Below are 26,601 nucleotides of genomic sequence, written 5' to 3'. Positions count from 1 at the left end.
TCCCCCCCGCGCCGCTGAACGGCGGCGCGCTTTCCGACAGCACGGGAATACATATGATCAGCGTATTCGATATCTTTAAAATCGGCATTGGCCCTTCCAGCTCCCATACCGTTGGACCGATGAAAGCGGGCAAACAATTTACTGACGACCTGATCGCGCGCGGCCTGCTGGCCGAGGTGAGCAAAGTCGTCGTCGACGTCTACGGCTCCCTCTCCCTGACCGGTAAAGGCCACCATACCGATATCGCGATTATCATGGGGCTCGCCGGCAACCTGCCGGACACCGTCGACATTGACGCCATTCCGGGATTTATTCAGGACGTTAACACCCACGGTCGCCTGATGCTGGCCAACGGCCAGCACGAAGTGGACTTCCCGGTCGATCAGTGCATGAATTTCCATGCCGACAACCTGTCGCTGCATGAGAACGGCATGCGCATCACCGCCCTGGCCGGCGACCAGGTGCTCTACAGCCAGACGTACTACTCCATCGGCGGCGGCTTTATCGTCGATGAAGCGCACTTCGGCCAGACCACTGACGCGCCGGTGGCCGTCCCTTACCCCTATAAAAACGCCGCCGACCTGCAGCGTCACTGCCGCGAAACCGGGCTGTCGCTCTCCGGCCTGATGATGCAGAACGAACTGGCGCTACACAGTAAAGAGGCACTGGAGCAACACTTCGCCGCGGTGTGGGAAGTGATGAGCGCCGGGATTGAGCGCGGCATTACCACCGAAGGCGTCCTGCCGGGCAAACTGCGCGTTCCGCGCCGGGCCGCCGCGCTGCGCCGCATGCTGGTGAGCCAGGACACCACCAACAGCGACCCGATGGCGGTGGTCGACTGGATCAATATGTTCGCCCTCGCGGTGAACGAAGAGAACGCCGCCGGCGGCCGGGTGGTAACCGCGCCGACCAACGGCGCCTGCGGTATCGTGCCGGCAGTGCTGGCCTATTACGACAAGTTTATCCGCAAGGTGAACAGCAACTCCCTGGCCCGCTATATGCTGGTGGCCAGCGCGATTGGTTCGCTGTATAAGATGAACGCCTCGATCTCCGGCGCCGAAGTGGGTTGCCAGGGTGAAGTGGGCGTCGCCTGCTCAATGGCGGCGGCCGGTCTGGCGGAACTGCTGGGCGGCAGCCCGGGCCAGGTGTGCATCGCGGCAGAGATCGCCATGGAGCATAACCTCGGTCTGACCTGCGACCCGGTCGCCGGCCAGGTGCAGGTGCCTTGCATCGAACGCAACGCTATCGCCGCCGTGAAAGCGGTCAACGCCGCGCGAATGGCGCTGCGCCGGACCAGCGAGCCGCGCGTCTGCCTCGATAAAGTCATTGAGACCATGTACGAAACCGGCAAAGACATGAACGCCAAGTACCGGGAAACCTCCCGCGGTGGTCTGGCGATGAAGATTGTCGCCTGCGATTAACCTGCTGGCCCGCCACGCGTCGCCGCGGCGGGCCCTCTCACCCACCTTTTGTTATATCAATTAAAATTTAGTTATTTAATGGTTATAAGCGCTGTTTGTTACCTTACGCAAAACGCTAAGGAGAACAGACAATGTCCAACCGATTCCGCCCCGCCTGGCTGCTGGTCCTCGCCGCCCTTTCCGCCTCCGCGCTGGCCAAAGCGCCGGAGACCGTCAACATCGGCTATCAAAAGGCGAACATCTTCGCGCTGCTGAAATATCGCGGCACCCTGGATGAGAGCCTGAAAAAACAGGGCATTGCCGTCCGCTGGGTCGAATTCCCCGCCGGTCCGCAAATGCTGGAGGGGCTCAACGTCGGCAGTATCGATCTGGCCGCCACCGGCGATGCGCCGCCGGCCTTTGCCCAGGCGGCGCAAGCCGATCTGGTCTACCTTGCCCACTCCCCCGCTAACCCAAAAACGGAAGCGATTGTGGTCCCTGAGCAGTCGACGATCCGCAGCGTAGCCGATCTGAAGGGCAAGCGCGTGGGGCTGAACAAGGGGTCCGACGTCAACTACCTGCTGGTCGCCGCGCTGGAAAAAGCGGGCCTCAGCTATAAAGACATCACCCCGGTCTATCTGCCGCCGGCGGACGCCCGCGCCGCTTTCCAGCGCGGGGCGATTGATGCGTGGGTGATCTGGGATCCGTTCCTCGCGGAAGTGGAAACCAACGCGAAAGCCCGACAAATACGCAACGCCGAGGGGCTGGTGCCGCACTACACCTTCTATCTCGCCAGCCGTAAGTTTGCGGATACCTACCCGGAGACGGCAAAACAGGTGGTGGATGAGCTGGGTAAACTCAGTGTGTGGGCGAACAGCCATCAGGACGAGGCCGCCGGCCTCCTGTCGACCTCAACCGGGCTGGATAAAGCCATCTGGCTGAAGACCCTGGCCCGCCTGCCCTACGGCGCTGAACGCATGACGCCGGCGGTGTATAACGAACAGCAGGCGCTGGCGGATACCTTTACGCGCATCGGCCTGCTGCCGGTGAAAGTCGACGTACGCAGCGCCACCTGGTCGCTGGATAAACCTTAGTTTTCCCGGCGGCGGGAGGCATTGCGCCCCCCGTCGCCAACGGACTTATCCCGCCGTTTTCTCACCATTGCCAATCTGCCAGATGAAGGTCGGCGCCTCACCGTTCACCAGCCAGTTTCCGATATTGCGCGCCTTGTAAATCACCGGATTATGCGAGGCGACCGTCCGCGCATTGCGCCAGTGACGGTCCAGCGCCAGACGGGTACGCGTATCCGACGCCCCGAGGGCATTGAACAGCTCCGTCGCCGCCCGCGGGATCCAGTCGCTGGCGATCACCTGCGCCTGCGCCGCTTCCACTTCCGCCAGCTGGTTGCGCCGGGCGATCAGCGCTTCGTCGTCGCTGACGTGCGCCACATAGGCCTGCTGCAGCGATTCCGCGGCCTGCAGTACCGCGGCCCGGGTCGCCCATGCCCAGCTGCTAATCTGCCCAACGACCTGCAGAACCTGGGCATCATCGCGCGGTACGGCGGCGTTGCCGTGGCTGTACATCCGGGACCGGTGCTTGACGCCCTGCGCGGCATCCCGCTCAACCGCCAGGCCGATGCCCGCGAGGGTCGCCAGCAGCACATGCTGATAGAAGGCGGTCTGATAGCGAAAGCGCTGGGCAAAGTCGTAGACGTGGTCGGTTTCCACCCGGGCGTCGGTGAAGCGGGTGGTCCCGCTGCCGGTCAGCCGCTGGCCAAAGCCATCCCAGTCATCTTCCCGCGCCACGCCGGGCTGTTGGGTGCTGACCAGGGCAATCGCATCGCCACCGGTATCGCTGCGCCGGGCAAACACATCGATCCAGTCGGCGTACAGCGCGCCGGTGCTGTAGAACTTCTCGCCGTCGAGTCGCCAGCCGCCCTCTGCCGGCGTCACCCGAGTGTTCACCTCCCCCAGCTTAACCGCGCCGATCTCCGTCCAGCCGCTGCCCACCAGCTCGCCGTCAAGGAAGCGACGAAACCAGCGGTCGCGCCCGGCGGAATCCGGCTGATTCAGCTGATCTTCCACAAAAGCAAAGTGTGCGCGCAGGGCCTGCGGCAGGTTAGAATCCGCTTGCGCCAGCTCAATCAGCAGCGCGCTGAGCTGCGGCAGCGAAGCGCCCCAGCCGCCCTTCTCGCGCGGGATACGCAGCGTGCCGAAGCCCGCTTCTTTCAGCCAGCGGATCGGCTCCTCGGGCAGAACGCGCTGCTGTTCGCGCTCCGCGGCGCCCTGGGCGATGCGGGTGAATATCGGGCGGAAGGCGGCCGCCAGCGCGTCATAATCGGTGCCAGTGGAGAGCAAGGTCATAGTCGGTTCCTTATTCATGAATTGCGTCAATATCTTCTCGTGTCGGTTCATGACGGACCGCCAGCAGGAAGAAAATGGGAATAATGGCGGCAAGCGAGACCACCCAGAACATCTGCGTGCCGAGCGAGGCCTGCAGCAGCGGCAGAATAAACAGCGCCAGCGCGCTGCCGATCCCGGAGAGCGCCCGGCTGAAACCGACCCCGGTGGCGCGAATGGCGGTGGGATAGGAGAGCGCCGGGTAGATCATCAGCTGCGCCCCCGGGCCAAATCCTTCGGCGAACAGCCACAGTCCCAGCATCGCGATGGCCAGTACGATGCCTGCCGTCGCGTGCGGTTGCCCCACCAGCGCCAGCACAATCAGCGCCACAAACTGCAGGGCAAAGCCGGCTATCGCCACATGACGCGAAGGATATTTCCACGCCAGATGCATACCAAGCAGCCCGCCGGTAAAGGCAAACAGGGCGTTCAGCCCCAGTGATGCCGAAATAGTTTCGAAGACGCCAGCCCCGAGAAACTGGGCAAGAATTGACGGCAGGAAAAAGGCAATCGCCGTGTACTCGAAGGAGATACAGATATTCATCACCCCGGCGACGATAGTCCGCTCACGGTAGGGTTTTTCGAACAGCACGCGAAAGCTCACTTTCGGCGCCGGCGCCGGCTTCGCCGTCGGGACCTCATGGGCATGGATCCCCCAGGAGTCGCGTAAGATGCGCACCGCAGAGGTCAGATCGCCCTGGTTTGCCGCCCACAGCGGGGATTCGTTCATGAACCGGCTGCGGACGGCGATAATCAGCAGCGCCGGCACGGCGCCGAACAGCAGGGAGGCGCGCCACAGCCAGTCAAGATGCTCCTGCGGCAACAGGAAATAGAGACCGAAGATAATAAGAAAGCAGACGGTTGAGGCGGCGTACCACATCGGGCACCACGCCGCGAGGCGAGCCGCTTTGTTGCCTTTGCCGGCAAAGCGGGAAAACTCGGCCAGATAGGACATCGCCACCGGCAGGTCGATGCCGACGCCGATGCCCATCAGGAAGCGAGCGCCAATCAACACCCAGACGTTTGGCGCCAGCCCGGCGGCGATAGCCGAAATAACGAAAAAGAACATATCGGCCATAAACACCGAATAGCGACCATATTTATCGGTCAGCCAGCCGCCAATAATATTGCCGACAATGGTCCCGACCATAATGGAGGAGGTCACAAGGCCGGTCAGCAGCGGCGAGAGCTGAAATTCACGCACGACGTCATCAATACCGTAAGAGAGCGTGGTTAAGTCATACGCGTCGAGAAAAACGCCCCCCAGCGCGAGGAAGACAATCATCCGCGCATATTTCGCCTGTTCCCTGCCGGAATTAATTAGCCGCGCCACATCCCCGACGCTACTGACCGGTACCGAAGCGATACCGGGATTATCCACTGGTAATGTACTCATTTTTTCACCTTATTATTTTGTGCAGGTCATCAGCGGTTATAAACCTCGAGCGGCGAGAATCAAAACAACAATTCATACTATAAAAATCAATATAATCAATAAGTTAATTAAAATCACCAGCACAAAAAGGACGCGCTTTCGCGCATCCTAAAAGGAAGTAAATAACAACGAAAAGAGACGTCGTGCAGGACGCTTATTCCGCCGATACCGGAACTAATACGTCTTTTACCAGCGGATCGTTGGTGGTTTTTAACCACGTCTGGATCCGTGGGTCAGAAAAGGCCTGTTTTAATTTGACGATATTTTCCTGCGATAAATACGGCGTACCAATAACTAATTGCGAAGCAAAGGTGCGCGGCGCCGGCGGGAATAAAATGCCTTTCTCACGCGGCACTTTCCCGGCGTCAAATTGCGAGACATAGCCGATGGCGGCATCCACCGAATTTAACGCCCGCGGCATGGTCAGCAGATCCAGCTCTTTAAAGACAAACTGATGCGGGTTGTCGACAATATTTTTCAGCTTCGCCGTGCGCGGCTCTACCGCCGGGTCGAGCGAGATCAAACCAATGCGCTGCAGCAGCCACAGAGCCTGTCCCTGATTGGCGCCGTCGTCAGGCACCACGATGGTCGCGCCGTTGGGCAACGCCTGTACCGACGAGTAGCGGTCGGAATAGATGCCAAACGCCCACTGGAACACCGGCACCGTAGTCGACAGCGCAAAGCCATTGGCGTCCACCACCTGTTTAAGCCACCACTGATGCTGATAGATCGTCCCGGCATACTGTCCTTCCGCTACCGCGCGGTCAGCCTGAACCGGATCCTGCACCCCCACCGCCTCCAGCTTCAGGCCGTAATCGGGCGCAATATGCTGATTAATATACTCAATAATCCGCTGCTCGCCGGCCATCGCCGGCTCGTAGTGAATTTTTAACGTGCTGCCGAAGACCACCTGCTGGCTTTGGGTATGTCCCCGCCACCACCAGAAAGCGATGGCGAGCAGGATAATCACCGCCAGCGCCGCCAGCCAGGGCCAGCGCCGCGCTTTACGTAACTCAAATTGCTCTGTTGTCATACAAGGTTCCCCTGCGTGTGGCGTAAACGGTTGACCAGGCGGTCACCCAAAAATTGAATCACCTGGATCGTGGCGATCAGGGCCACGATCGTCGCGATCATGATGTGGTTGTCGAAGCGCTGATAGCCGTACACCACGGCCAGGTAGCCGATGCCCCCGGCGCCGATGGTCCCGGCGATAGCCGAATACTCGATCATCGAGACCAGGTTTAGCGTCACCGCCGCCACCAGCGCCGGCAATGCTTCACTGAGCTGCGCGCTGGCAATGATTTGCCAGCGCGATCCACCGCAGACGACGCCCACCGCGGTGACCTCCGCCGGCAGCTCGCGCAGCGCGTTCTCCACCAGACGGCCAAAGAACGGGACGCCGGCGGCGATCATGGGCACCACCGCGGCGGGGATGCCAATCGTGGTGCCGGTCAGCCAGTAAGTGAACGGGATAATAGCGGCCATCAGCACCAGAAACGGCAGCGAACGTCCCATGTTGACCACCCAGTTCAGCAGCCGGTACAGCAGTGCGTGCGGAAATAATCCCCGCGGCGAGGCGTTAAATAGCACCACCCCCACCAGCCCTCCCAGCGTGACGACAAACAGCATCACAATGGCCACCATTAGCCAGGTTTCGCCATAGGCGGGAAGCAGCAGCGAAGGGATTTCGCTCCAGGGGGTGTCCTGGCTGATGACTGTCGGTTTCATACCGCCTCCCTGAGCAACGGCGCGCTGTCGAGGATCTCCGCCGTCATGCCGAGCTGCGCCAGCAGGCCCTGCAGCCGCGCGGGCGACAGGCGTTCGCCCTGAAAGCGCACTCCAACCTGCAGACGACCGGCCAGTCGACCGTTAATCACCTCGACGTGGCCGCCAAGAAGATCGATCTGCAGCGCCCACTGCTGGCTCAGGCGGCTGATCCAGTCGGTGGCCACCGGCACATCCCAGCGGTAGCTCAGACGCAGCAGCAAATCGCTGTGGGCCGCTGCCGCCGGCGTCAGCGGCAACAGCTGCTGGCCGAGCAGGGAATCGGGACGCGCCAGCAGATCTTCGAGCCGCCCGTACTGGACGATCGTCCCGTCGCGGATCTCCGCCACCGCATCCGCCGCCGAGCGCACGGCGTCCATTTCATGGGTGATCAGGACGATCGCCAACTGGTACTCATCACGCAGCCGCTTGAGCAGAGTCAGCACCGAGGCCGTGGCCTGAGGATCGAGGCCGGAGGTGGCTTCATCCGCCAGCAGAACGGACGGGCGCAGCGCCAGCGCGCGGGCAATGGCGATCCGCTGGCGCTGGCCGCCGGAGAGCTGGGCCGGCCAGGCATCCGCTTTGTGGCTCAGGCCGACGCTCTCCAGCAGCTCACCGACCCGCGCCTTGATATCGCGCTCCACCACGCCAAGCCACGCCAGCGGCAGGGCGACATTCTCCCAGGCGGTCCTGCGGCTCAGCAGCGCCGAAGACTGGAAAACGGTGCCAATCGCCCGCCTCTCCCGGCGCAGCGCCTCGCCGGACAGCACCGACAGATCCAGGCCATTGATACGAATGCTGCCGCTGTCCGGGCGCTCCAGCAGGCTGATGCAGCGCGCGAGAGTTGATTTACCGGCGCCGCTCGGCCCCACCACCGCGGTGATGGAGCGCTCAGGCACCTGCAGCGATAGCCCTTTCAGCACCGCGCTGAGCCGGCCATCCGCCGTGCGGTAGCTTTTATGCAGATCATCGATAGCGATCATGTCACCTTCTCCTCTACCGATGCCGCCGTGCGCGCATCGCGTCGGTAGCTGGCGCCCGGGTGAGGCGCGGCCAGACGCGGACCGGCGCCGAACAGTTTTTCGCGCAGGGTCCCCTCACGGTACTCTTGCTTAAAGACGCCGCGCTTTTGCAGCTCTGGCACCAGCAGCTCGACGACGTCGCGGAAGGTTTCGTGGGTGACGGCATAGGCAAGGTTAAAGCCATCGACATCCGTCTCTTCGACCCAGGACTGCAGTTCGTCCGCCACGGTTTGCGCGCTGCCGACCACCAGCGGGCCGAAGCCGCCGATACCGGCCCAGTCGGCCAGGGCCTGCACCGTCCACTGCCGGTTCGGGTCCGCAGTGGAGAAGGCCTCCACCGCCGACTGAATGGCGTTGGTGTGCAGATACTTCAGCACCTGATCCGGCTGATACTGGCCGAAATCAATCCCCGTCCAGCCGGAGAGCAGCGCCAGCGCGCCTTCATAACTGACGTACTGCTTATATTCCTGCCATTTCGCCTGCGCCTCGCGGTCGGTGTCGCCAACAATTACCGTCTGCAGATTGAAGATCAGAATGCTGTGCGGATCGCGCCCGGCCTCAGCCGCCCGGCGGCGAATATCCGCCACCGTCTTCTTCAGCAGCACTTTCGACGGCGCAGCGACGAAGACGCATTCGGCATGGTCGGCGGCGAACTGTTTGCCGCGGCTGGACGCTCCCGCCTGATACAGTACCGGTGTGCGCTGCGGGGATGGCTCGCAGAGGTGGATCCCCGGCACGGAAAAGAACTGTCCCTGATGGTTAATGGGATGGATTTTCCGCGGATCGCTGAAGATCCTGCGCTCTCTGTCACGCAGCACCGCCCCGTCCTCCCAGCTTCCCTCCAGTAGTTTGTAGATCACCTGCAAATACTCATCGGCATAGTCATAGCGGGTGTCGTGGTCGGTCTGAGTTTGCTGGCCGATATTGCGCGCCCCGCTCTCCAGATAGGAGGTGACGATGTTCCAGCCCACCCGCCCTTTGGTCAGATGGTCGAGCGTCGACAGACGACGGGCGAAGGGGTAAGGATGCTCAAACGACAGCGAGGCGGTCAGACCGAAGCCCAGATGCTCCGTCACCAGCGCCATCGGAGTGATCAGGGCCAGCGGATCGTTGACCGGCACCTGCGTCGCCTGGCGGATCGCCGCGTCGCCGCTGCCGTTCAGCACGTCGTAGACGCCAAGCACGTCGGCGATAAACAGCCCGTCGAACTTGCCGCGCTCCAGCAGTCGCGCCAGATCCACCCAGTACTCCAGATCTTTATACTGCCAGGAGCGATCCCGGGGATGCGCCCACAGGCCCGGCGACTGATGGCCGACGCAGTTCATATCGAAAGCGTTAAGACGAATTTCACGTTGTGATGACATAGCAATCTCCATAGCGCGGCCCGTCGCCGGGGCGCACGCGTCAAAATGAATCAGGGAAGGTAAAGGGAGGTATTCAGTACGCTGGACATCGGGAGTCCTGCGGGATCCCGAGCGTGAGTAACGCTTGCGCCGCCACCTCAGCGGCATGGTCGGCTACCTGCGGCAGGCCCATCAGTTCGCCAAAACGCCCGCGGGCGGCCGGACCGGCCACCAGCACCGGCGGCGCCTCAACCTGCGGATCAGCTACTGCCCGGGAACGGCTGTCCACCTCCAGGCCCATGCCGAGAGCATCAGCGCGAATAAGGCCGCGGCGGGCAAGGTCCTGTAAAAATGGCTGGCTGTCGGTTAGGGCACGGTGCGCGGGTCCGGTCGTCAGGATCAGGTGATCGACGCTCAGGGTCTGCACGCCGCCGCCGCGCCGCGCCAGCGTCAGACGTAGCGTCTCGCCTTCAGCGCTCATCGACTGTAGCCTGGCCGCCTGCACCTGCAGACTGCCCGTGCGCTGGCGCGCCTCCAGCACCTCGGCGACCTGCGGCGCCACGCGGTAGCGGTGGACATCCCAGTAATGGCGCAGATGGCGCAGAAAACGCTGGCGATCGGCGACGCTGAGCGCCTGCCAGATCCGCTGCCCCTGCTGGCGGACCGCATCCAGCACCACCTGCCAGCTCAGGCCCTGCTGCGCCGCATACGCCACATCGAGGCGGATCTGGCGCAGGCGCTGGCGCAAGTTGCCCTGCTGATAGTCGCCGGGCCATGCTGCCCCCGCGCCGCTGAGGTTACCGCGCGACAGCAGGCCGTGGCGCGAAAAGGCGATGATACTGCCGCGGTGGCCCAACCGGTCCAGCGTCGCGACCGTATCGGCCATGGTTAATCCGGTGCCCATCACCGCCACCCGGGCGTGCGGGGCGATAGCGTCGAGCGCGCCAGGCTGCCACGGGTTGGCAATCAGCGCCGGATGGTGACGCCAGGCTTCGGCCTGCGCCGGCAGCGAAGGCGGTGGATGGCTGATCGCCAGCACCAGCAGGTCGGCCTTAAGCTGCAGTCCGCCCTCGGTGCTAACCGTCCCCTGATGAAAAGCGAACGCCCGATCGCGCAGGTGGCGCAGCCGTCCGCCGCTGGCGGCCGCGGCGTCGGAAAAACGCTGTGCCACATAGCAACCAAACTGGCCGCGCTGAGGGTAGACGGAACCGTCCGGGCGCAGCGCCTGCGCATCGGCGGCAAAGGCAGGCTGACGGCGGTACCAGCGATCGAAGGCGCCCTCTTCATCACCGGTCAGTTGCATACGGGCGGCCGGGACGTTAATCCGGTGCGTCGGCTCCGCGGTGGAGTAGGCCACCCCGGCGCCGGGAGTCTGACGCGGCTCCAGCAGCGTCACGCGCACCCCGTTCGGCGCCAGGCGCAGCAGCTCAATCGCCACCGCAGCGCCGCTAAAGCCGCCGCCGATAATCACGATATGCGGTTCTGCACTCATCGCCGCCCTCCTCCGGTATGCTGTCTCATGGTCGCGCTCCTGGCCATCAGCTGGCGCTGGCCTGGCGCACCGGGCGCTTATCGCCGCCGATGGTTTCGCCAAAGGGACCGGTGTTCACGCTGCGCGCCTTCGACGAGGCCGCGTTTTCCAGCGGCAGCAGAGGCATCACCAGCTCAGCGAAGCGGTGTGCCTCTTCCAGATGCGGGTAGCCGGAAAAGATAAAATTGCTGATGCCGAGCGCCTGATATTCGCGGATGCGCTCCGCCACCTGCTGAGGATTACCCACCAGCGCGGTACCCGCGCCGCCGCGCACCAGTCCGACGCCGGCCCACAGATTAGGGGCAATACGCAGATTGTCGCGCGATCCCTGATGCAGGGCGCTCATCCGCGCCTGGCCAGCCGAGTCCATACGGGCGAAGATCTTTTGCGCCTGAGCGATGGTGTCGTCGTCAAGATGGGCGATCAGCCGGTCGGCGGCGGCCCACGCCTCCTCTTCCGTTTCGCGCACGATAACGTGCAGACGGATGCCATATTGCAGGGTGCGTCCGCGGGCCGCGGCGCGCTCGCGCACCACCGCCAGCTTCTCCGCCACCAGTTCCGGCGGTTCGCCCCACGTTAGATAACTGTCGATCTGTTCGGCCGCCACATCGATAGCCGCCTCAGAAGAGCCGCCGAAGTACAGCGGCGGGCCATTCTCCTGAACCGGCGGAAACAGCACTTCCGCCCCCTCGACATGAATATGCTCCCCGTGATAGTCCACTTTCTCCCCGCGCAGCAGGCGGGAGTAAACGTCGAGAAATTCGCGAGTCACCTGGTAGCGTTCGCTGTGACTGAGAAAGATGCCATCGCCTTTGTTTTCCACCGGGTCGCCACCGGTGACGACATTGATCAGCAGCCGTCCTTCCGATAAACGGTCGAGGGTGGCCGCCATCCGCGCCGCCAGAGTGGGCGGCTGCAGACCCGGTCTGACCGCCACCAGATAGCGCAGACGGCGGGTCAACGGCGCCAGCGCCGAGGCCACCAGCCACGAATCTTCACAGCTTTTACCGGTGGGGATCAGCACGCCGTAATAACCCAGGCTGTCGGCCGCCAGCGCCACCTGCTGCAGATAAGGTAAATCGACCGGACGTCCACCCTCGGTGGTGCCCAGATAGCGGCCATCGCCATGGGTAGGTAAGAACCAGAAGACATTGATCTTGTCGGGAACTTGCTGCGTCATTATCTATTTCCTATATAACCATATCCGATATTTATCGAAGAGAAGTTTTAATTTGGTTATATGAGTGTTAGCGATAATCATGCCAATGGTGAATAAAAAATTACATTTTTAAAATCAAGGGATTGAAAACATCCCACGCGCGTCGTGCTGTTGCAAATCCCGCAGCCGCCGCGCATCCGCTGGCGCATTTGCAACAGCCGTCGGCCTTTCCCCCTCTGGTTTCCGCCGCCGCCGCAGGATAAGTTCAGGAGGTCAACGACCGGAGGCCCGCTATGCTGAACCCAGAATCCCCTTCCACCGCGCCCGCGCTGATCGACCCGGCATCGAAGGCTTTCCAGAGCCTGCTGGACAAGCTCGCGCCGACGGAGGCTACCGTGCTGATCGTGGGCGAAACCGGCACCGGCAAGGAGGTGGTGGCGCGCTATCTCCATCACCACAGTCCCCGCCGCCAGCAGCCGTTTCTGGCCGTTAACTGCGGCGCGCTAACCGAGAGCCTTGCCGAAGCCGAACTGTTCGGCCATGAGAAAGGCGCCTTCACCGGCGCGCAGCAGGGACAGCCCGGCTGGTTTGAAGCCGCGGAAGGGGGGACGCTGCTGCTGGACGAGATCGGCGAATTAAGCCTGCCCCTGCAGGTCAAGCTGTTACGGGTGCTGCAGGAGCGCGAAATTACCCGCGTCGGCTCGCGCAAAGCGATTAAAGTGAATGTCCGGGTGATTGCCGCCACTCACGTCGACCTGGCCCAGGCAATCCGCGAGCGCCGCTTTCGCGAAGATCTCTACTATCGGCTGAATATCGCGGTGGTGCCGCTGCCGCCGCTGCGCCAGCGTCGGCAGGATATCCCGCAGCTGGCTCACCACTTTTTATCGCTCTATGCCCGCCGCCTCGGCCGGCCAACCCTGCGTCTGGCGCCGGAGTCGCTGGCCCGGCTGATGGACTATGCGTGGCCGGGTAATATTCGTGAGCTGGAAAACACCCTGCACAACGCGGTGCTGCTCAGTAAAGAAGAGGAGATTAGCCCCGCCCAGCTGCGCCTGGCGACGCTCAACGACGCCCCGTCGCCGGCGAGCGATCATGAACTGGACGACTTTATTCGCCACCAGCTGGCGCTTCCCGGCGAGCCGCTGTGGCAGCGGGTGACCAGCGCGCTGATCCGCCACGCCATGGCGCATTGCGACGATAATCAGAGCCAGGCGGCCGCGCTGTTAGGGATCAGTCGGCATACCTTACGCACCCAGCTCGCTAACCTCGGACTGATCAAAAGCCGCCGCCGTCCGCCTGCGCCGCCGCGGGCGTTCGCCAGCGCGACCGGGGCCGATCGCGAGCTGCGCATTGGCTACCAGCGCTTCGGCAGCCTCGGGATCCTGAAAGCCCGCCAGAGTCTGGAGACCGCCTTCGCCAGCCTCGGCGTCAACGTGCTGTGGAGCGAGTTTCCCGCCGGACCGCAGCTCCTTCACGCCCTCGCCTGCAACGAGATCGACTTTGGCACCACCGGAGAAGCGCCGCCGGTGTTCGCCCAGGCCAGCAACAGCGAACTGATGTACGTGGCATGGGAGCCGCCGGCGCCGCGCAGCGTGGCGATGGTCGTCCCGCAGGAGAGCGACATTCGCCAGCTCAGCGATCTGCGCGGAAAACGCATCGCCCTCAATAAAGGGTCGAATGTCCACTGGCTGCTGCTGCAGATCCTCGAGGACGCCGGGCTGGGGCTGAACGACGTGCGGGTGGTCTATACCCCGCCGAAATACCCGCTGACCGCCAGCGACTATCTGGCGGTGGACGCCTGGATGATGTGGGATCCGCTGCTCAGCGACGCCGAACACACCGGCGAGCTGCGGGTGGTCGCCAGCGGCGAAGGACGGGTCAACAACCATCAGTTTTATCTCTCGCGACGGGACTATCTCGCTCAGCACGGCGATATCATGCGCCGCCTGCTGACGGAGCTGACCCACACCGGGCAGTTTATCGACTCGCATCGTGGCGAAGCGGCCCGCTTACTGTCAGCAGAGCTGGGGATTGACGCCCGGTCGCTGCGCATCGCCCTCGCCCGCCGTAGCCATCGCCCAAGGCCGATGGATCTGTCGGTGATCCGCGCCCAGCAGACCATCGCCGATCGCTTTTACGCCCTCGGGCTTATCACCAAACCGGTCCCGGTGCGGGAAGCGGTGTGGTACGGCGAGCCCGCGCCCGGCGTCGCCAGCTCGCTGATGGCGGTCAGTTAGCGAAAATTGCGCGTTATCTTCCTGATTGTTCAGGCGCAGATAGCCTCGATCCGATGGCGATGTTACCCTAAAGACGCTGAGAATAAGGGGGTATCTGTGGCTGTTCATCTGTTAATCGTCGACGCGTTAAATCTGATCCGCCGCATCCACGCGGTGCAGGGTTCGCCCTGCGTCGATACCTGCCTGCATGCGCTGGAGCAGCTGATTGTCCACAGTCAGCCCACCCACGCGGTGGCGGTGTTTGATGATGAGGATCGCGCCCACGGCTGGCGCCACCAGCGCCTGCCGGAGTACAAAGCCGGCCGCGCGCCGATGCCGGATACGCTGGTCGCCGAGATGCCGGCGCTGCGGGCCGCCTTCGAACAGCGGGGGATCCGCTGCTGGGCCTCGCCGGGCAGCGAAGCGGACGATCTCGCCGCCACCCTGGCGGTGAAGGTGGCCCAGGCGGGCCATCAGGCCACCATTGTCTCCACCGACAAAGGCTACTGCCAGCTGCTGTCGCCCACCATCCGCATCCGCGACTACTTTCAGAAGCGCTGGCTGGACGCCCCCTTCATCGCCAGTGAGTTCGGCGTCACCCCGGAGCAGCTGGCGGATTACTGGGGGCTGGCGGGGATCAGCAGCTCGAAGGTGCCGGGCGTGGCGGGCATTGGCCCGAAAAGCGCCGCCCAGCTGCTGAACGAGTTTCAGGACCTGGAGGGGCTGTATGCCCGCCTGGCAGAGGTCCCGGAAAAGTGGCGCAAAAAGCTGGCAGCGCATCAGGAGATGGCCTTCACCTGTCGGGAAGTGGCCCGCCTGCAGACCGACCTACAGCTGGATGGCAATCTGCAGCAGCTGCGGCTGACGCGCTGACCCTACCCGAGCGTGGTGCCGGCGCGGCGGCACCGCCTGCTTCCCCCGGGCCGGCCCCTCACCAGGCCGCCTGATATAACTCGACGATATCGGCCAGGCTCGCCTCGCGCGGGTTGCCGCCGGTACACACATCCGCCAGCGCCGCCTGGGCCAGCGCCGGAATATCCTCTTTCCTGACGTCCACCTCGCGCAGATGGCCGGGAATACCGACATCGCGGTTTAGCTGGCACACCGCCTCCACCGCCGCCAGACGCGCGGCGCTCAGGCTTAACGCTTCCCCTTTGACGCCCATCGCCCTGGCGATATCGCGATATTTTTCCCCGGTCGCCTCAGCATTAAAGCGCATCACGTGCGGCAGCAGGATGGCATTCGCCACGCCGTGCGGCGTGTTGTAAAAAGCGCCGAGCGGATGCGCCATGCCGTGCACCAGGCCAAGCCCGACGTTGGAAAATCCCATTCCCGCCACATACTGGCCGAGCGCCATAGCTTCCCCCGCTCCGGCGTCGCCGGCAACCGAGCCGCGTAGCGCGCCGGCGATGATCTCGATGGCCTTGAGGTGCAGCGCATCGGTCAACGCCCAGGCGCCGCGAGTGAGGTACCCTTCGATAGCGTGCGTCAGGGCGTCCACGCCGGTGGCCGCCTTCAGCGCCGGCGGCATGGCGTCCATCATATCGGCATCGATAAAGGCCACCTGCGGAATATCGTGCGGGTCGACGCAGACGAATTTGCGCCGCTGTTCTTCATCGGTGATGACATAGTTAATCGTCACCTCCGCCGCGGTCCCCGCGGTGGTCGGCACCGCGAAGATCGGCACGCTGGGCTGACGGGTGGGCGACAGCCCCTCCAGGCTGCGGACATCGGCGAACGCCGGGTTACGCTGAATAATACCGATCGCCTTACAGGTATCCTGCGGCGAACCGCCGCCGATGGCGATCAGGTAATCCGCCCCGCTGCGCTGAAAGGCCTGCAACCCCTGCTGAACCACGGCGATGGTGGGGTTCGGGATCACGTCGCTGAACATGTCCCATGCCAGCCCGGCGGCGTCCAGTTTGTCAGTGACTTTTGCCGCCACGCCGCACTTCGCGAGGGTCCTGTCGGTCACGATCAATGCCTTGCGATAACCGCGCCGCATCACTTCATCGGTTAATGCGTTTATCGCCCCCCGGCCAAACCACGCCGTTTCGTTGAGGATCATTCGATTTGCCATCGCGTCTCTCCTGTTAGGGTTGCGGCATCACTCTTCAATGCGTAATCCGTAGGTTTTAAACTTCTCCAGCACGATGGCGATCGCCTCGTCATCCAGCACGGGGACCGGGTCGGTAATCGCCAGGGTGCTGAGATAGAGCTGGGCCAGGACTTCCACTTCATGCGCCAGCCAGAGCGCTTTCTCCAGGCTGGCCTCGCAGGCGATCAGGCCATGATGCTGCAGCAGCGTGGCTTTGCGGTGCTTCAGCGCCACCGCGACATGCTCAGACAGTTCGCGGGTGCCGAAGGTGGCATAGGGCGCGCAGGGGATCGAATTCCCGCCGGCGGCGGCGATCATATAGTGGATGGCCGGAATGGGTCGGTTGAGGATCGACACCGCCGTACAATGGACTGCGTGATTGTGAACTACCGCCTGGGCATCGGGCCGCGTCTGGTAGGCCGCCTGATGGAAACGCCATTCGCTGGAGGGCAGTTTTCCCTGCTCATGCTGACCGTCGGCATCAATAAAGACGATCTTGTCTTCCGTCAGTTTTTCATACGGGATGCCGGTGGGCGTGATCAGCATCCCCCCCTGATAGCGCACGCTGACATTGCCGGCGGTCCCCTGATTTAACCCCAGGCGGGTCATTTCCAGGCAGGTATCGATAATCTGCCGGGCCAGTCTGTTTCTTTCCATTGTTTTCCTCTTTTAGCGACTCATCATCCGTCAACGGCAGGGCAACATAATTATTGTTGGCGACCGTGGGATAGGTTGAATAATGATCTCCATCTTCAGCCTGAATAATCGCAGGGGAATTTCCATCGCTATATTTTGTGAACCACGTCAATTATTCCATCATAAAAAAAGGGATGTAACTGGTTAAGCGGATGTTGAAAATGCCCGTTCTTAAAAATATTTCTTCAAGCGGGCATTTTATTTTTCTGTAACATTTGCCCGTTTTCCACGATATATATTCAATCGGTCATTGGCGTTGTGGTTTTGTGAATTTATTTCCTCAAACGGTCAGTCATTTTGAAAAATTAAAGTGACAATTATCACATAAAATGGTCCACAGAGCGTTAAGTGTGACCCTCATCATATTAACAGGCGGTTTTTATTTGAAAATGAAGCCATGAGTTCCGCCGTGACTTTCATTTCACTCACCGGCGCGTCACCTGAGCTCACTTAATTTTGCGGTCTGCTGCAGCACCAGACTGCGCCCTGAATGCTGTTGTAAATGCTTCTGAACTGATGAGGACGCTATGGGAAACACAACGATACCAACGCAAAGTTACCGCGCCATGGAGAGCGGGCAAAGTAAGAGCTACATTATTCCTTTTGCTCTGCTGTGCTCCCTCTTTTTTCTGTGGGCCGTGGCCAATAATCTCAATGATATTTTATTACCGCAGTTTCAACAGGCCTTTACCCTGACTAATTTTCAGGCCGGATTAATCCAGTCGGCTTTTTATTTTGGCTATTTTATTATTCCCATCCCCGCCGGGATGCTGATGAAAAAACTCAGCTATAAAGCCGGCATTCTTACGGGTCTGTTTTTATATGCTTGTGGCGCCGCGCTGTTCTGGCCTGCCGCCGAAGTAATGAATTACACCTTATTCCTGATTGGGTTATTTATTATCGCCGCCGGGCTTGGCTGTCTGGAAACTGCGGCCAACCCATTTGTCACCGTCCTCGGTCCGGAAAGCGGCGGTCACTTCCGCCTGAATCTGGCCCAGACCTTTAACTCATTTGGCGCCATTATTGCCGTGGTATTTGGCCAGAGCCTTATTTTGTCCAACGTCCCGCATCAGCCGCAGGAGGTGCTGGATAAAATGACGCCAGAGCAGCTCGGCGCCTGGAAGCACAGCCTGGTCCTGTCGGTACAAACCCCCTATATGATTATCGTGGCCATCGTGCTGCTGGTCGCCCTGCTGATCGTCTGTACCCGTTTCCCGTCGCTGCAAAGCGATGACCACAGCGACAGCGCGCAGAGCACGTTTCTCGCCTCGCTGTCGCGCCTGATGCGCATCCGCCACTGGCGCTGGGCGGTACTGGCTCAGTTCTGCTATGTCGGTGCGCAAACCGCCTGCTGGAGCTATCTGATTCGCTACGCTGTCGAAGAGATCCCGGGCATGACGGCCGGTTTCGCCGCCAACTACCTGACCGGCACCATGGTCTGTTTCTTTATTGGCCGTTTCACCGGCACCTGGCTGATCCGCCGCTTCGCGCCGCATAACGTGCTGGCGGTCTATGCGCTTATCGCCATGCTGCTCTGTCTGCTCTCCGCCTTCAGCGGCGGCCACGTCGGTCTGCTGGCCCTGACCCTGTGCAGCGCCTTTATGTCCATTCAGTACCCGACCATCTTCTCGTTGGGGATTAAGCACCTGGGCCAGGACACCAAATATGGCTCGTCATTTATCGTCATGACCATCATCGGCGGCGGGATCGTCACCCCGGTGATGGGCTTTGTCAGCGACGCCGCCGGCAATATCCCGACCGCCGAACTGGTCCCGGCGCTGTGCTTCGCCATCATCTTTATTTTTGCCCGTTTCCGCTCGCAAGCGGCGACGAACTAAACCTGTTATCCGCATAACCTGAGGGATCTGTAATGAAAAAAATCAGCTTACCGAAGATCGGTATCCGCCCGGTAATCGATGGTCGTCGCATGGGGGTTCGCGAATCGCTGGAAGCGCAAACCATGAACATGGCGAAAGCCACCGCCGCGCTTATCAGTGAGAAGCTGCGCCATGCCTGCGGCGCCCGGGTGGAGTGCGTGATCGCCGATACCTGCATCGCCGGCATGGCCGAGTCGGCCGCCTGTGAAGAGAAATTCAGCAGCCAGAACGTTGGCGTCACCATCACCGTCACCCCCTGCTGGTGCTACGGCAGCGAAACCATCGATATGGATCCGCTGCGCCCGAAGGCCATCTGGGGCTTCAACGGCACCGAGCGTCCGGGAGCGGTCTATCTGGCCGCGGCGCTGGCGGCCCACAGCCAGAAAGGGATCCCGGCGTTCTCCATCTACGGGCATGATGTGCAGGATGCCGATGACACCTCGATCCCGGCGGATGTCGAAGAAAAATTGTTGCGCTTCGCTCGCGCTGGCCTGGCGGTCGCCAGTATGAAAGGGAAAAGTTATCTGTCGCTGGGCGGCGTCTCAATGGGCATCGCCGGCTCCATCGTCGACCACAACTTCTTTGAATCCTGGCTCGGGATGAAGGTTCAGGCTGTCGACATGACGGAGCTGCGCCGGCGAATCGATCAGAAAATCTATGATGAAATCGAGCTGGAGATGGCGCTGGCGTGGGCGGATAAACATTTCCGCTACGGCGAAGATCAGAACGCCGAGCAGTATAAGCGCAATGAGGCGCAGAGCCGCGCGGTGCTGAAAGAGAGCCTGCTGATGGCGATGTGCATCCGCGACATGATGCAGGGCAACGCGAAGCTGGCGGAAAAAGGGCTGGTGGAGGAGTCGCTGGGCTACAACGCCATCGCCGCCGGCTTCCAGGGCCAGCGTCACTGGACCGATCAATACCCCAATGGCGATACCGCCGAAGCGCTGCTCAATAGCTCCTTTGACTGGAACGGCGTGCGCGAGCCGTTCGTCGTCGCCACCGAAAACGACAGCCTCAACGGCGTGGCCATGCTGATGGGCCACCAGCTCACCGGCACCGCCCAGGTGTTTGCCGACGTGCGCACCTACTGGTCGCCGGAGGCCGTAGAGCGCGTCACCGGGCAGCCGCTCACCGGCCGGGCGGAGCACGGCATCATTCACCTGATTAACTCCGGCTCCGCGGCGCTGGACGGCTCCTGCCAGCAGCGCGACGCGCAGGGCAACCCAACGATGAAACCTCACTGGGAGATTGAGCAGAACGAGGCGGATGCCTGCCTCGCGGCCACCGAATGGTGCCCGGCGATCCATGAATACTTCCGCGGCGGCGGCTTCTCTTCCCGCTTCCTGACCGAAGGCGGCGTGCCGTTCACCATGACCCGGGTGAACATCATCAAAGGCCTGGGACCGGTACTGCAAATCGCCGAAGGCTGGAGCGTGGCGCTGCCCAAAGCGATGCACGACCAGCTCGACGCCCGCACCAACTCCACCTGGCCCACCACCTGGTTTGCCCCGCGCCTGACCGGCAAAGGCCCGTTCAGCGATGTGTACTCGGTCATGGCTAACTGGGGCGCCAACCACGGCGTGCTGACCATCGGCCATGTCGGCGCGGATTTCATTACCCTCGCCGCCATGCTGCGTATTCCGGTCTGCATGCACAACGTGGAAGCGGCGAAAATCTACCGCCCCTCCGCCTGGGCCGCGCACGGTATGGACATCGAAGGCCAGGACTACCGCGCCTGCCAGAACTACGGGCCGCTGTATAAGCGTTAACAGGTTGGTTTCGCCCGGAGGCGCAGGCTTACCGGGCCTACAGACGCGCGCTGTTTGTAGGCCGGATAAGCGCCGCGCCATTCGGCAATGTTGTTTCGGGAGTCACTATGAAGCAAGACGTAATCCTGGTCCTCGACTGCGGCGCCACGAACGTGCGGGCGATGGCCGTTGACCGACAGGGGAACATTATCGCCCGCGCCGCAACGGCGAACGCCAGCGACATTGCGGCGGAAAAAAGCGACTGGCACCAGTGGTCGCTGGAGGCCATTATGCAGCGCTTTGCCGACTGCTGTCGGCAGATCCATGACCAGCTGGCCTCCTGCACGGTGCGCGGCATCACCGTCACGACCTTTGGCGTCGATGGCGCGCTGGTGGATGAGCAGGGTGCGCTGCTGTATCCGATAATCAGCTGGAAATGCCCGCGCACCGCGGCGGTAATGGACACCATCAGCCGGTATATGTCCGCGCGCCAGCTGCAGCAAATCGCCGGCGTCGGCGCCTTTGCATTCAACACCCTGTATAAGCTGATCTGGCTGAAAGAGAACCACCCGCAGCTGCTGGCGCAGGCCCATGCCTGGCTGTTTATTTCGTCGCTGATCAACCATCGACTGACCGGGGAGTTCACCACCGACCTCACCATGGCGGGCACCAGCCAGATGCTCGATCTCCGGCAGCGCGATTTCAGCGCGCCGATCCTGCAGGCGACCGGCCTGCCGCGCCGCCTGTTCCCGCAGCTGGTTGAAGCAGGCCAGCCGATCGGCGCCCTGCTGCCGGAGGCCGCTGCGCTGCTGGGCCTTCCCGTCGGGGTCCCGGTTATCTCGGCCGGGCACGACACCCAGTTCGCCCTGTTTGGCGCCGGCGCCGGGCAGGATGAGCCGGTGCTCTCCTCAGGGACCTGGGAGATCCTGATGGTGCGCAGCGCGCAGGTCGACACCTCGCTGCTCTGCGACTACAGCGGCTCCACTTGCGAGCTGGACAGCCAGCCGGGACGCTATAACCCGGGGATGCAGTGGCTGGCCTCCGGCGTGCTCGAGTGGGTGCGCAAGCTACTGTGGAACACTGACACGCCGTGGCAAACGCTGATTGACGAAGCGCAGGCGATCCCGCCCGGTGCCCAGGGCGTCAGAATGCAGTGCGACCTGCTTGCCAGCCAGCACGCCGGCTGGCAGGGCGTCACGCTCAACACCACCCGCGGCCATTTTTACCGCGCCGCGCTGGAGGGGTTAAGCGACCAGCTGGCGAAGCATCTGCAAACCCTGGAAAACATCGGCCGCTTCCGGGCGCAAGAGCTGCTGCTGGTCGGCGGCGGCAGCCGCAACGCGCTGTGGAACCAGATCAAGGCTGACCGGCTGGGAATACCGATCAAAGTTCTCGACGATGCCGAAACCACGGTGGCCGGCGCGGCGATGTTTGGCTGGTATGGCGTGGGCGAGTTCTCTTCCCCGGAACAGGCCAGAGCGCAGGTCGCGTACCGCTACCGCTATTTTTGGCCGCAAACTGAACCTGAATTAACAGAGGAAGCCTGAGATGCTCAAAACCATTTCCCCGCTGATATCGCCGGAACTGCTGAAAGTGCTGGCCGAAATGGGCCATGGGGATGAAATTATTTTTTCCGATGCCCACTTCCCGGCGCACAGCATGGGTCCGCAGGTGATTCGGGCCGACGGCCTGCGGGTCAGCGATCTGCTGCAGGCGATTATCCCGTTGTTCGAGTTAGACAGCTATGCGCCGCCGCTGGTGATGATGGCCGCCGTCGAAGGCGATGCGCTCGACCCGACGGTGGAACAGCGCTATCGGCAGGCGCTTTCGGCGCAGGTCCCCTGCCCGGATATCGTGCGGATTGACCGCTTTGCCTTCTACGACCGGGCGCAAAAAGCCTTTGCGATCGTTATCACAGGAGAGTGCGCTAAGTACGGAAATATCCTTTTAAAAAAAGGAGTCACGCCGTAATCTCATGCCGGAGCGTCTGCCTGATGCAGACGCTCAATCAATAATGGGGTGAGAATAAATGAAAGCGGCCCGCCAGCAGGCGATCGTCGATCTCCTGATCAACCACAGCAGCCTGACCACCGAAACGTTGTCAAAACAGCTCAACGTCAGCAGGGAAACCATTCGCCGCGATCTCAGCGAGCTGCAGGCGCAGGGCAAAGTGCTGCGCAACCACGGCCGGGCTAAAGTGATCCACCAGCGCAGCCAGGACAGCGGCGACCCTTTTCACATGCGGCTGAAAAGCCATTACGCGCATAAAGCCGATATCGCCCGCGAAGCGCTGGCCTGGATTGACGAAGGGATGGTCATCGCCCTCGATGCCAGCTCCACCTGCTGGTATCTCGCCCGCCAGCTGCCGGACCGCCCGCTGCACGTCTTTACCAACAGCCAGCCCATCTGTCAGGAGCTGGCTAAACGCGACCAGATCATGCTCACCTGCTCCGGCGGTACTCTGCAGCGGAAATATGGCTGCTACGTTAACCCGGCGCTGATTTCCCAGCTGAAATCGCTGGAGATCGATCTGTTTATTTTTTCCTGCGAAGGCATCGACCCGCAGGGCGCGCTGTGGGACTCCAATGCCTTCAATGCCGACTTCAAATCGATCCTGCTTAAGCGAGCGGCGCAGTCGCTGCTGCTGATCGACAAAAGCAAGTTCAACCGCTCCGGCGAAGCGAGGATTGGTCATCTTGATGAGGTGACGCATATTGTGTCGGATGCGCCGCAGCCTTAAGCATGCGGCGAAGGCCAGAGGACATGCGCGTCTCTGGCCTCAGGGTGAGTGATTAACGCTCGTCGCGACGTCCGCCAACGGCGGCCCATAGGCGACGCACGTGAACGGTCACCTCTTCACGATCGTGATACAGCTGACGCGCCTGGATCTGGGCGTTAACGCCGTGCTCGTCCAACTGGGCCTGAATGTAGGCCAGATTCTGCGACACCTCTTCATAGCGCTTTTTCATCGGCAGCTTGAGGTTGAAGATGGTCTCCCGGCACCAGCCGTTGACCAGCCACTGCGCCATCAGCGCCGCCACTTTCGCTGGCTTTTCCACCATATCGCAGACCATCCACGAGATGTTATTGCGGTTAGGACGATAGCGGAAACCGTCTTCACGCAGCCAAGTCACCTGGCCGGTATCCATCAGGCTCTGGGCCATCGGGCCGTTATCGACCGAAGAGACCCACATGTTGCGTTTCACCAGCTGATAGGTCCAGCCGCCCGGGCAGGCGCCGAGGTCGACGGCATACATGCCGTTCGCCAGTCGCTCGTCCCACTCGTCCGCCGGAATAAAGACGTGGAACGCCTCTTCCAGCTTGAGGGTGGAGCGGCTCGGCGCGTCGGACGGAAACTTCAGCCGCGGAATGCCCATATAGAACGGCGAGTTATTGTTACTGTACGAGTAGCCGGTATAGCAGCAGCCCGGGGCGATAAAGAACACATGCACCACCGGACGCTTCGGCGTTTCATAGCTGGTCAGGACGCCCGCTTCGCGCAGCGCCGCGCGCAGCGGCACGGTAAACTTGCGGCAGAACTTCATCAGCTCTTTGCTTTCGTTGGTGTCCGCCACCTCGACGCGCAGATCGCCGCCCTTCTCCACCACGCCCTGCAACATGCCGACGATCGGCGTAATGCGATCCTCCGGCGGCAGGTCGCGCAGCAGTTCGCCCACCACAAACATCTGGCGGGCGAAGATCAGCGAGCTGAACGGCAGATCGCGCACCAGCTTCTCGCCATCATCCTGCTGATAGCCTTCAAAAATCACATAGCCAGAGTCTTCTTTGACCCGGGCGAAACCAAACACCTCGAGGCGGGCTGCCTTATCGGTAATTTCTGCTGCGCACTCTTTCTCAAACCCAGGGCGACAATAGAGGACAACCTTATTCATGAACAACGCCCTTACGTTTCAGACGAATTGCACCAATTAACATTAACACCCAGCCGGCGAGGAAGCTCACGCCGCCCACCGGGGTCACGAACGCCCACAGGCGTAAATGAGAGAGCGCCAGGCAGTAGAGGCTGCCGCTGAACAGCACGGTCCCTAACGCCAGAAAAACGCTGCTCCAGTAGAACCAGATACTGATCCGACGCTGCATCGCCACCGCCAGACCAAAAATCGCCAGGGTATGGAAGGCCTGATACTCCAGGCCGGTATGGATCCAGGCCATCTCCGCCGCGCCGAGCGATTGACTTAAGACATGCGCGCCGAAGGCACCCAGAGCCACAAAGATAAAGCCGCTAATCGCGGCGAATATCAGCATAAAACGGCTGGTCATGTTGTTACCCTACAAGTAATTATTGTTCATAACGAAAGCGGAATTTTTCTTGTTCACTTGCCGCTTTCGCCAGAATCCACTGCCGGAAAGCGGCTATTTTACCCAGTTCTGCCTGACTGTCATGGCAAACAAGGTAAAACGCATTCTTACTGACCAGAACATCATTAAATGGACACACCAGGCGACCGGCTTCAATTTCGGACTGCGCCATGACATTGTTGGCCAGCGCCACGCCCTGCCCGTGAATGGCCGCCTGCAGCACCATCGCGCTGTGGCTGAAAATCGGCCCCTGCTGCACATTAATATGGCTTAGACCAAGCTGGCGGGTATAAGTTTGCCAGTCGCGGCGGGACGCATCGTGAAGCAGCGTATGTTGCGCCAGATCGGCAGGCGTTTTCAATGCTTTATCGCCGGTGAGCAGCAGCGGGGAACAGACCGGCAGCAGATATTCGGCGTACAGTTTTTCCACACGCAGGCCCGGCCAGTTGCCGCGACCGTAAAAAATCGCCACATCGACATCGTCCGCCAGCTTATCCTCCTGACGGTCCACCGCCTGGATCCTGACGTCGATTCCCGGATAAGCTGAGTTAAAGCTTGTCAGTCTCGGCACCAGCCACTGGATGGCGAAACTTGGCAATAAACTGACCGTTAATGCCCCTTTGGCGCTGCGCGCCTGCAGTTTACGCGTCGCTTCCGTCAGTTGCGAAAAAATCTCTTTAATATCCTGAAAATAGCTCTGCCCTTCTTCCGTTAACAGCAGCGAACGATTGCGCCGACGGAACAGCTTAAGGCCCAGAAAATCCTCGAGAGACTTGATTTGGTGGCTGACTGCGGCCTGCGTCACAAAAAGCTCATCGGCTGCCCGAGTGAAGCTGAGATGGCGTGCGGCTGCATCAAAAACACGTAATGCATTCAGAGGAGGTAATCGCTTCGACATGGTTATTCTGGCTTAGATGTTAACTCAATTTAACAAATAGGAAACAATGGTTAACCTATTAGTTTTTTTTATCTGAGCCATTATAAATTGTCCGTTGAGGTTCTACCAGCAAATACCTATAGTGGCGGCACTTCCTGAGCCGGAACGAAAAGCTTTTTTTGGAATGCGTGTTCCATCAAGCTTTTGGCTTACGGTTGTGATGTTGTGTTGTTGTGTTTGCAATTGGTCTGTCTTTGCAGGCCCCGGTAGCAAGGCTACCCCTTTTCACTTCCTGTACATTTACCCTGTCTGTCCATAGTGATTTAATGTAGCACCGCAACGCGCGGTGCTTTTTTTTGCCTTTTTACTGCCTTACTCGTCCAGCTCACCCAGCTGTTTCACGTCAGAGCGATTGATCTGCTGTTTGTTGCCCCACGCGTCCTTATACGAGATCATGCCAGTATCATTATCGGTTTGCGGTTTCCCGTCGGTAACGATGGTCCGCCCATCATTGGTATGCATCACATAGTTAGAGGAACAGGCGCTCAGGCCTAAAGTCAGCATACAGGCAGAGATAATCGCAGCGGCCTTAGTCATTTTCATTTTTCTCTCCTTACGGCTATTTATACTATTCGTGACTCGTTAAGTAATAGGTTAAAACACAAACCCAACACTTTTCAGCATAACCCTCTTTGACCCACGTGGAGTCACATTCG

The 26,601-nt window shown here is 61.1% G+C and carries 23 protein-coding genes; 9 read left to right on the top strand and 14 right to left on the bottom strand.

Features of this window, described 5'->3' with window-relative positions; all coding sequences use genetic code 11:
• Positions 1 to 53: 53 nt before the first annotated feature.
• Together ACLH1I_RS12990 and ACLH1I_RS12985 are read left to right on the top strand one after the other, a co-directional pair.
• A complete protein-coding gene (locus ACLH1I_RS12990) occupies positions 54 to 1,421 on the top strand; it encodes an L-serine ammonia-lyase (RefSeq protein ID WP_017899189.1) in 1,368 nt (455 codons plus the stop codon).
• A 131-nt stretch (positions 1,422 to 1,552) separates the two neighbouring features.
• Positions 1,553 to 2,494, top strand: a complete 942-nt coding sequence (locus tag ACLH1I_RS12985; protein ID WP_032456530.1) for a sulfonate ABC transporter substrate-binding protein — start codon at positions 1,553 to 1,555, stop codon at positions 2,492 to 2,494.
• 45 nt (positions 2,495 to 2,539) lie between these two features.
• Here the strand turns inward: ACLH1I_RS12985 and ACLH1I_RS12980 are convergent, their stop codons facing one another.
• From ACLH1I_RS12980 to ssuD, 8 genes are all read right to left on the bottom strand, one after another.
• A complete protein-coding gene (locus ACLH1I_RS12980; protein WP_064178247.1) occupies positions 2,540 to 3,763 on the bottom strand; it encodes an acyl-CoA dehydrogenase family protein in 1,224 nt (407 codons plus the stop codon).
• 10 nt (positions 3,764 to 3,773) lie between these two features.
• Positions 3,774 to 5,195 (bottom strand): MFS transporter, encoded by a 1,422-nt coding sequence (locus ACLH1I_RS12975; protein ID WP_017899191.1) that lies wholly within the window; start codon positions 5,193 to 5,195, stop codon positions 3,774 to 3,776.
• 193 nt (positions 5,196 to 5,388) lie between these two features.
• Complete coding sequence (locus ACLH1I_RS12970; protein WP_004205538.1) at positions 5,389 to 6,267, bottom strand: MetQ/NlpA family ABC transporter substrate-binding protein; 879 nt, start codon at positions 6,265 to 6,267, stop codon at positions 5,389 to 5,391.
• A complete protein-coding gene (locus tag ACLH1I_RS12965; protein ID WP_017899192.1) occupies positions 6,264 to 6,962 on the bottom strand; it encodes a methionine ABC transporter permease in 699 nt (232 codons plus the stop codon). Before ACLH1I_RS12965 ends, ACLH1I_RS12970 begins: the two co-directional genes overlap by 4 nt.
• The gene (locus ACLH1I_RS12960; RefSeq protein ID WP_023319026.1) at positions 6,959 to 7,981 is read right to left on the bottom strand and encodes a methionine ABC transporter ATP-binding protein; all 1,023 of its coding nucleotides are present in this window, start codon (positions 7,979 to 7,981) and stop codon (positions 6,959 to 6,961) included. The genes ACLH1I_RS12965 and ACLH1I_RS12960 overlap by 4 nt, the downstream gene beginning before the upstream one ends.
• Positions 7,978 to 9,384, bottom strand: coding sequence for an LLM class flavin-dependent oxidoreductase (locus ACLH1I_RS12955; RefSeq protein WP_198079863.1), 1,407 nt, complete (start codon positions 9,382 to 9,384; stop codon positions 7,978 to 7,980). The genes ACLH1I_RS12960 and ACLH1I_RS12955 overlap by 4 nt, the downstream gene beginning before the upstream one ends.
• Before the next feature lie 73 nt (positions 9,385 to 9,457).
• Positions 9,458 to 10,855: an FAD/NAD(P)-binding protein gene (locus ACLH1I_RS12950; protein ID WP_151629049.1), complete on the bottom strand. Its 1,398-nt coding sequence runs from the start codon at positions 10,853 to 10,855 to the stop codon at positions 9,458 to 9,460.
• A gap of 46 nt (positions 10,856 to 10,901) precedes the next feature.
• The gene (ssuD, locus tag ACLH1I_RS12945) at positions 10,902 to 12,074 is read right to left on the bottom strand and encodes an FMNH2-dependent alkanesulfonate monooxygenase (RefSeq protein WP_004205532.1); all 1,173 of its coding nucleotides are present in this window, start codon (positions 12,072 to 12,074) and stop codon (positions 10,902 to 10,904) included.
• 272 nt (positions 12,075 to 12,346) lie between these two features.
• Between ssuD and ACLH1I_RS12940 the strand changes: the two genes are divergently transcribed.
• Together ACLH1I_RS12940 and xni are read left to right on the top strand one after the other, a co-directional pair.
• Complete coding sequence (locus tag ACLH1I_RS12940; RefSeq protein WP_023319030.1) at positions 12,347 to 14,290, top strand: sigma-54-dependent Fis family transcriptional regulator; 1,944 nt, start codon at positions 12,347 to 12,349, stop codon at positions 14,288 to 14,290.
• 96 nt (positions 14,291 to 14,386) lie between these two features.
• Positions 14,387 to 15,142 (top strand): flap endonuclease Xni, encoded by a 756-nt coding sequence (xni, locus tag ACLH1I_RS12935; RefSeq protein WP_023319031.1) that lies wholly within the window; start codon positions 14,387 to 14,389, stop codon positions 15,140 to 15,142.
• A gap of 58 nt (positions 15,143 to 15,200) precedes the next feature.
• On the opposite strand, the gene fucO is transcribed toward xni, so the two are convergent.
• Both fucO and fucA read right to left on the bottom strand, forming a co-directional pair.
• Positions 15,201 to 16,349 carry a lactaldehyde reductase gene (gene fucO, locus ACLH1I_RS12930; protein WP_004205528.1) on the bottom strand — a complete coding sequence of 383 codons (1,149 nt, stop codon included), beginning with the start codon at positions 16,347 to 16,349 and terminating at the stop codon, positions 15,201 to 15,203.
• A gap of 27 nt (positions 16,350 to 16,376) precedes the next feature.
• Positions 16,377 to 17,024, bottom strand: coding sequence for an L-fuculose-phosphate aldolase (gene fucA / locus ACLH1I_RS12925; RefSeq protein ID WP_002915470.1), 648 nt, complete (start codon positions 17,022 to 17,024; stop codon positions 16,377 to 16,379).
• Positions 17,025 to 17,590: 566 nt separating this feature from the next.
• Between fucA and fucP the strand changes: the two genes are divergently transcribed.
• The 5 genes from fucP (at position 17,591) to fucR (ending at position 23,428) form a co-directional block, all read left to right on the top strand.
• Complete coding sequence (gene fucP, locus ACLH1I_RS12920; protein ID WP_032456536.1) at positions 17,591 to 18,901, top strand: L-fucose:H+ symporter permease; 1,311 nt, start codon at positions 17,591 to 17,593, stop codon at positions 18,899 to 18,901.
• A gap of 32 nt (positions 18,902 to 18,933) precedes the next feature.
• Positions 18,934 to 20,709, top strand: a complete 1,776-nt coding sequence (fucI, locus tag ACLH1I_RS12915) for an L-fucose isomerase (RefSeq protein WP_004205524.1) — start codon at positions 18,934 to 18,936, stop codon at positions 20,707 to 20,709.
• A 107-nt stretch (positions 20,710 to 20,816) separates the two neighbouring features.
• Positions 20,817 to 22,235 (top strand): L-fuculokinase, encoded by a 1,419-nt coding sequence (fucK, locus tag ACLH1I_RS12910; protein ID WP_023319036.1) that lies wholly within the window; start codon positions 20,817 to 20,819, stop codon positions 22,233 to 22,235.
• Position 22,236: 1 nt separating this feature from the next.
• Positions 22,237 to 22,659, top strand: coding sequence for an L-fucose mutarotase (fucU, locus tag ACLH1I_RS12905; RefSeq protein WP_004205520.1), 423 nt, complete (start codon positions 22,237 to 22,239; stop codon positions 22,657 to 22,659).
• 58 nt (positions 22,660 to 22,717) lie between these two features.
• Positions 22,718 to 23,428, top strand: coding sequence for an L-fucose operon activator (gene fucR / locus ACLH1I_RS12900; protein ID WP_004205519.1), 711 nt, complete (start codon positions 22,718 to 22,720; stop codon positions 23,426 to 23,428).
• Positions 23,429 to 23,480: 52 nt separating this feature from the next.
• Here the strand turns inward: fucR and rlmM are convergent, their stop codons facing one another.
• The 4 genes from rlmM to ACLH1I_RS12880 form a co-directional block, all read right to left on the bottom strand.
• Positions 23,481 to 24,581: a 23S rRNA (cytidine(2498)-2'-O)-methyltransferase RlmM gene (gene rlmM, locus ACLH1I_RS12895; RefSeq protein WP_004205518.1), complete on the bottom strand. Its 1,101-nt coding sequence runs from the start codon at positions 24,579 to 24,581 to the stop codon at positions 23,481 to 23,483.
• Positions 24,574 to 24,969, bottom strand: coding sequence for a DUF423 domain-containing protein (locus tag ACLH1I_RS12890; protein ID WP_002915543.1), 396 nt, complete (start codon positions 24,967 to 24,969; stop codon positions 24,574 to 24,576). Before ACLH1I_RS12890 ends, rlmM begins: the two co-directional genes overlap by 8 nt.
• A gap of 19 nt (positions 24,970 to 24,988) precedes the next feature.
• Positions 24,989 to 25,906, bottom strand: coding sequence for a glycine cleavage system transcriptional regulator GcvA (gcvA, locus tag ACLH1I_RS12885; protein ID WP_002915545.1), 918 nt, complete (start codon positions 25,904 to 25,906; stop codon positions 24,989 to 24,991).
• A gap of 351 nt (positions 25,907 to 26,257) precedes the next feature.
• Entirely contained in the window at positions 26,258 to 26,482 is a 225-nt protein-coding gene (locus ACLH1I_RS12880) for a YgdI/YgdR family lipoprotein (protein WP_002915549.1), read from the bottom strand.
• Positions 26,483 to 26,601 lie beyond the last annotated feature (119 nt).

It is taken from the genome of Klebsiella sp. 1SOBk10mer, assembly GCF_046602535.1.
GTDB lineage: Bacteria > Pseudomonadota > Gammaproteobacteria > Enterobacterales > Enterobacteriaceae > Klebsiella > Klebsiella quasipneumoniae.
The sequence above is the reverse complement of the archived record's forward strand: the minus strand, read 5'-3'. Positions and strand labels throughout refer to the sequence as shown.

Coding starts and splice junctions, on each gene's coding strand:
- ACLH1I_RS12990 (WP_017899189.1), top strand. CDS start 54: ATGATCAGCGTATTCGATATCTTTAAAATCGGCATTGGCCCTTCCAGC.
- ACLH1I_RS12985 (WP_032456530.1), top strand. CDS start 1,553: ATGTCCAACCGATTCCGCCCCGCCTGGCTGCTGGTCCTCGCCGCCCTT.
- ACLH1I_RS12980 (WP_064178247.1), bottom strand. CDS start 3,763: ATGACCTTGCTCTCCACTGGCACCGATTATGACGCGCTGGCGGCCGCC.
- ACLH1I_RS12975 (WP_017899191.1), bottom strand. CDS start 5,195: ATGAGTACATTACCAGTGGATAATCCCGGTATCGCTTCGGTACCGGTC.
- ACLH1I_RS12970 (WP_004205538.1), bottom strand. CDS start 6,267: ATGACAACAGAGCAATTTGAGTTACGTAAAGCGCGGCGCTGGCCCTGG.
- ACLH1I_RS12965 (WP_017899192.1), bottom strand. CDS start 6,962: ATGAAACCGACAGTCATCAGCCAGGACACCCCCTGGAGCGAAATCCCT.
- ACLH1I_RS12960 (WP_023319026.1), bottom strand. CDS start 7,981: ATGATCGCTATCGATGATCTGCATAAAAGCTACCGCACGGCGGATGGC.
- ACLH1I_RS12955 (WP_198079863.1), bottom strand. CDS start 9,384: ATGTCATCACAACGTGAAATTCGTCTTAACGCTTTCGATATGAACTGC.
- ACLH1I_RS12950 (WP_151629049.1), bottom strand. CDS start 10,855: ATGAGTGCAGAACCGCATATCGTGATTATCGGCGGCGGCTTTAGCGGC.
- ssuD (WP_004205532.1), bottom strand. CDS start 12,074: ATGACGCAGCAAGTTCCCGACAAGATCAATGTCTTCTGGTTCTTACCT.
- ACLH1I_RS12940 (WP_023319030.1), top strand. CDS start 12,347: ATGCTGAACCCAGAATCCCCTTCCACCGCGCCCGCGCTGATCGACCCG.
- fucO (WP_004205528.1), bottom strand. CDS start 16,349: ATGGCAAATCGAATGATCCTCAACGAAACGGCGTGGTTTGGCCGGGGG.
- fucA (WP_002915470.1), bottom strand. CDS start 17,024: ATGGAAAGAAACAGACTGGCCCGGCAGATTATCGATACCTGCCTGGAA.
- fucP (WP_032456536.1), top strand. CDS start 17,591: ATGGGAAACACAACGATACCAACGCAAAGTTACCGCGCCATGGAGAGC.
- fucI (WP_004205524.1), top strand. CDS start 18,934: ATGAAAAAAATCAGCTTACCGAAGATCGGTATCCGCCCGGTAATCGAT.
- fucK (WP_023319036.1), top strand. CDS start 20,817: ATGAAGCAAGACGTAATCCTGGTCCTCGACTGCGGCGCCACGAACGTG.
- fucU (WP_004205520.1), top strand. CDS start 22,237: ATGCTCAAAACCATTTCCCCGCTGATATCGCCGGAACTGCTGAAAGTG.
- fucR (WP_004205519.1), top strand. CDS start 22,718: ATGAAAGCGGCCCGCCAGCAGGCGATCGTCGATCTCCTGATCAACCAC.
- rlmM (WP_004205518.1), bottom strand. CDS start 24,581: ATGAATAAGGTTGTCCTCTATTGTCGCCCTGGGTTTGAGAAAGAGTGC.
- ACLH1I_RS12890 (WP_002915543.1), bottom strand. CDS start 24,969: ATGACCAGCCGTTTTATGCTGATATTCGCCGCGATTAGCGGCTTTATC.
- gcvA (WP_002915545.1), bottom strand. CDS start 25,906: ATGTCGAAGCGATTACCTCCTCTGAATGCATTACGTGTTTTTGATGCA.
- ACLH1I_RS12880 (WP_002915549.1), bottom strand. CDS start 26,482: ATGACTAAGGCCGCTGCGATTATCTCTGCCTGTATGCTGACTTTAGGC.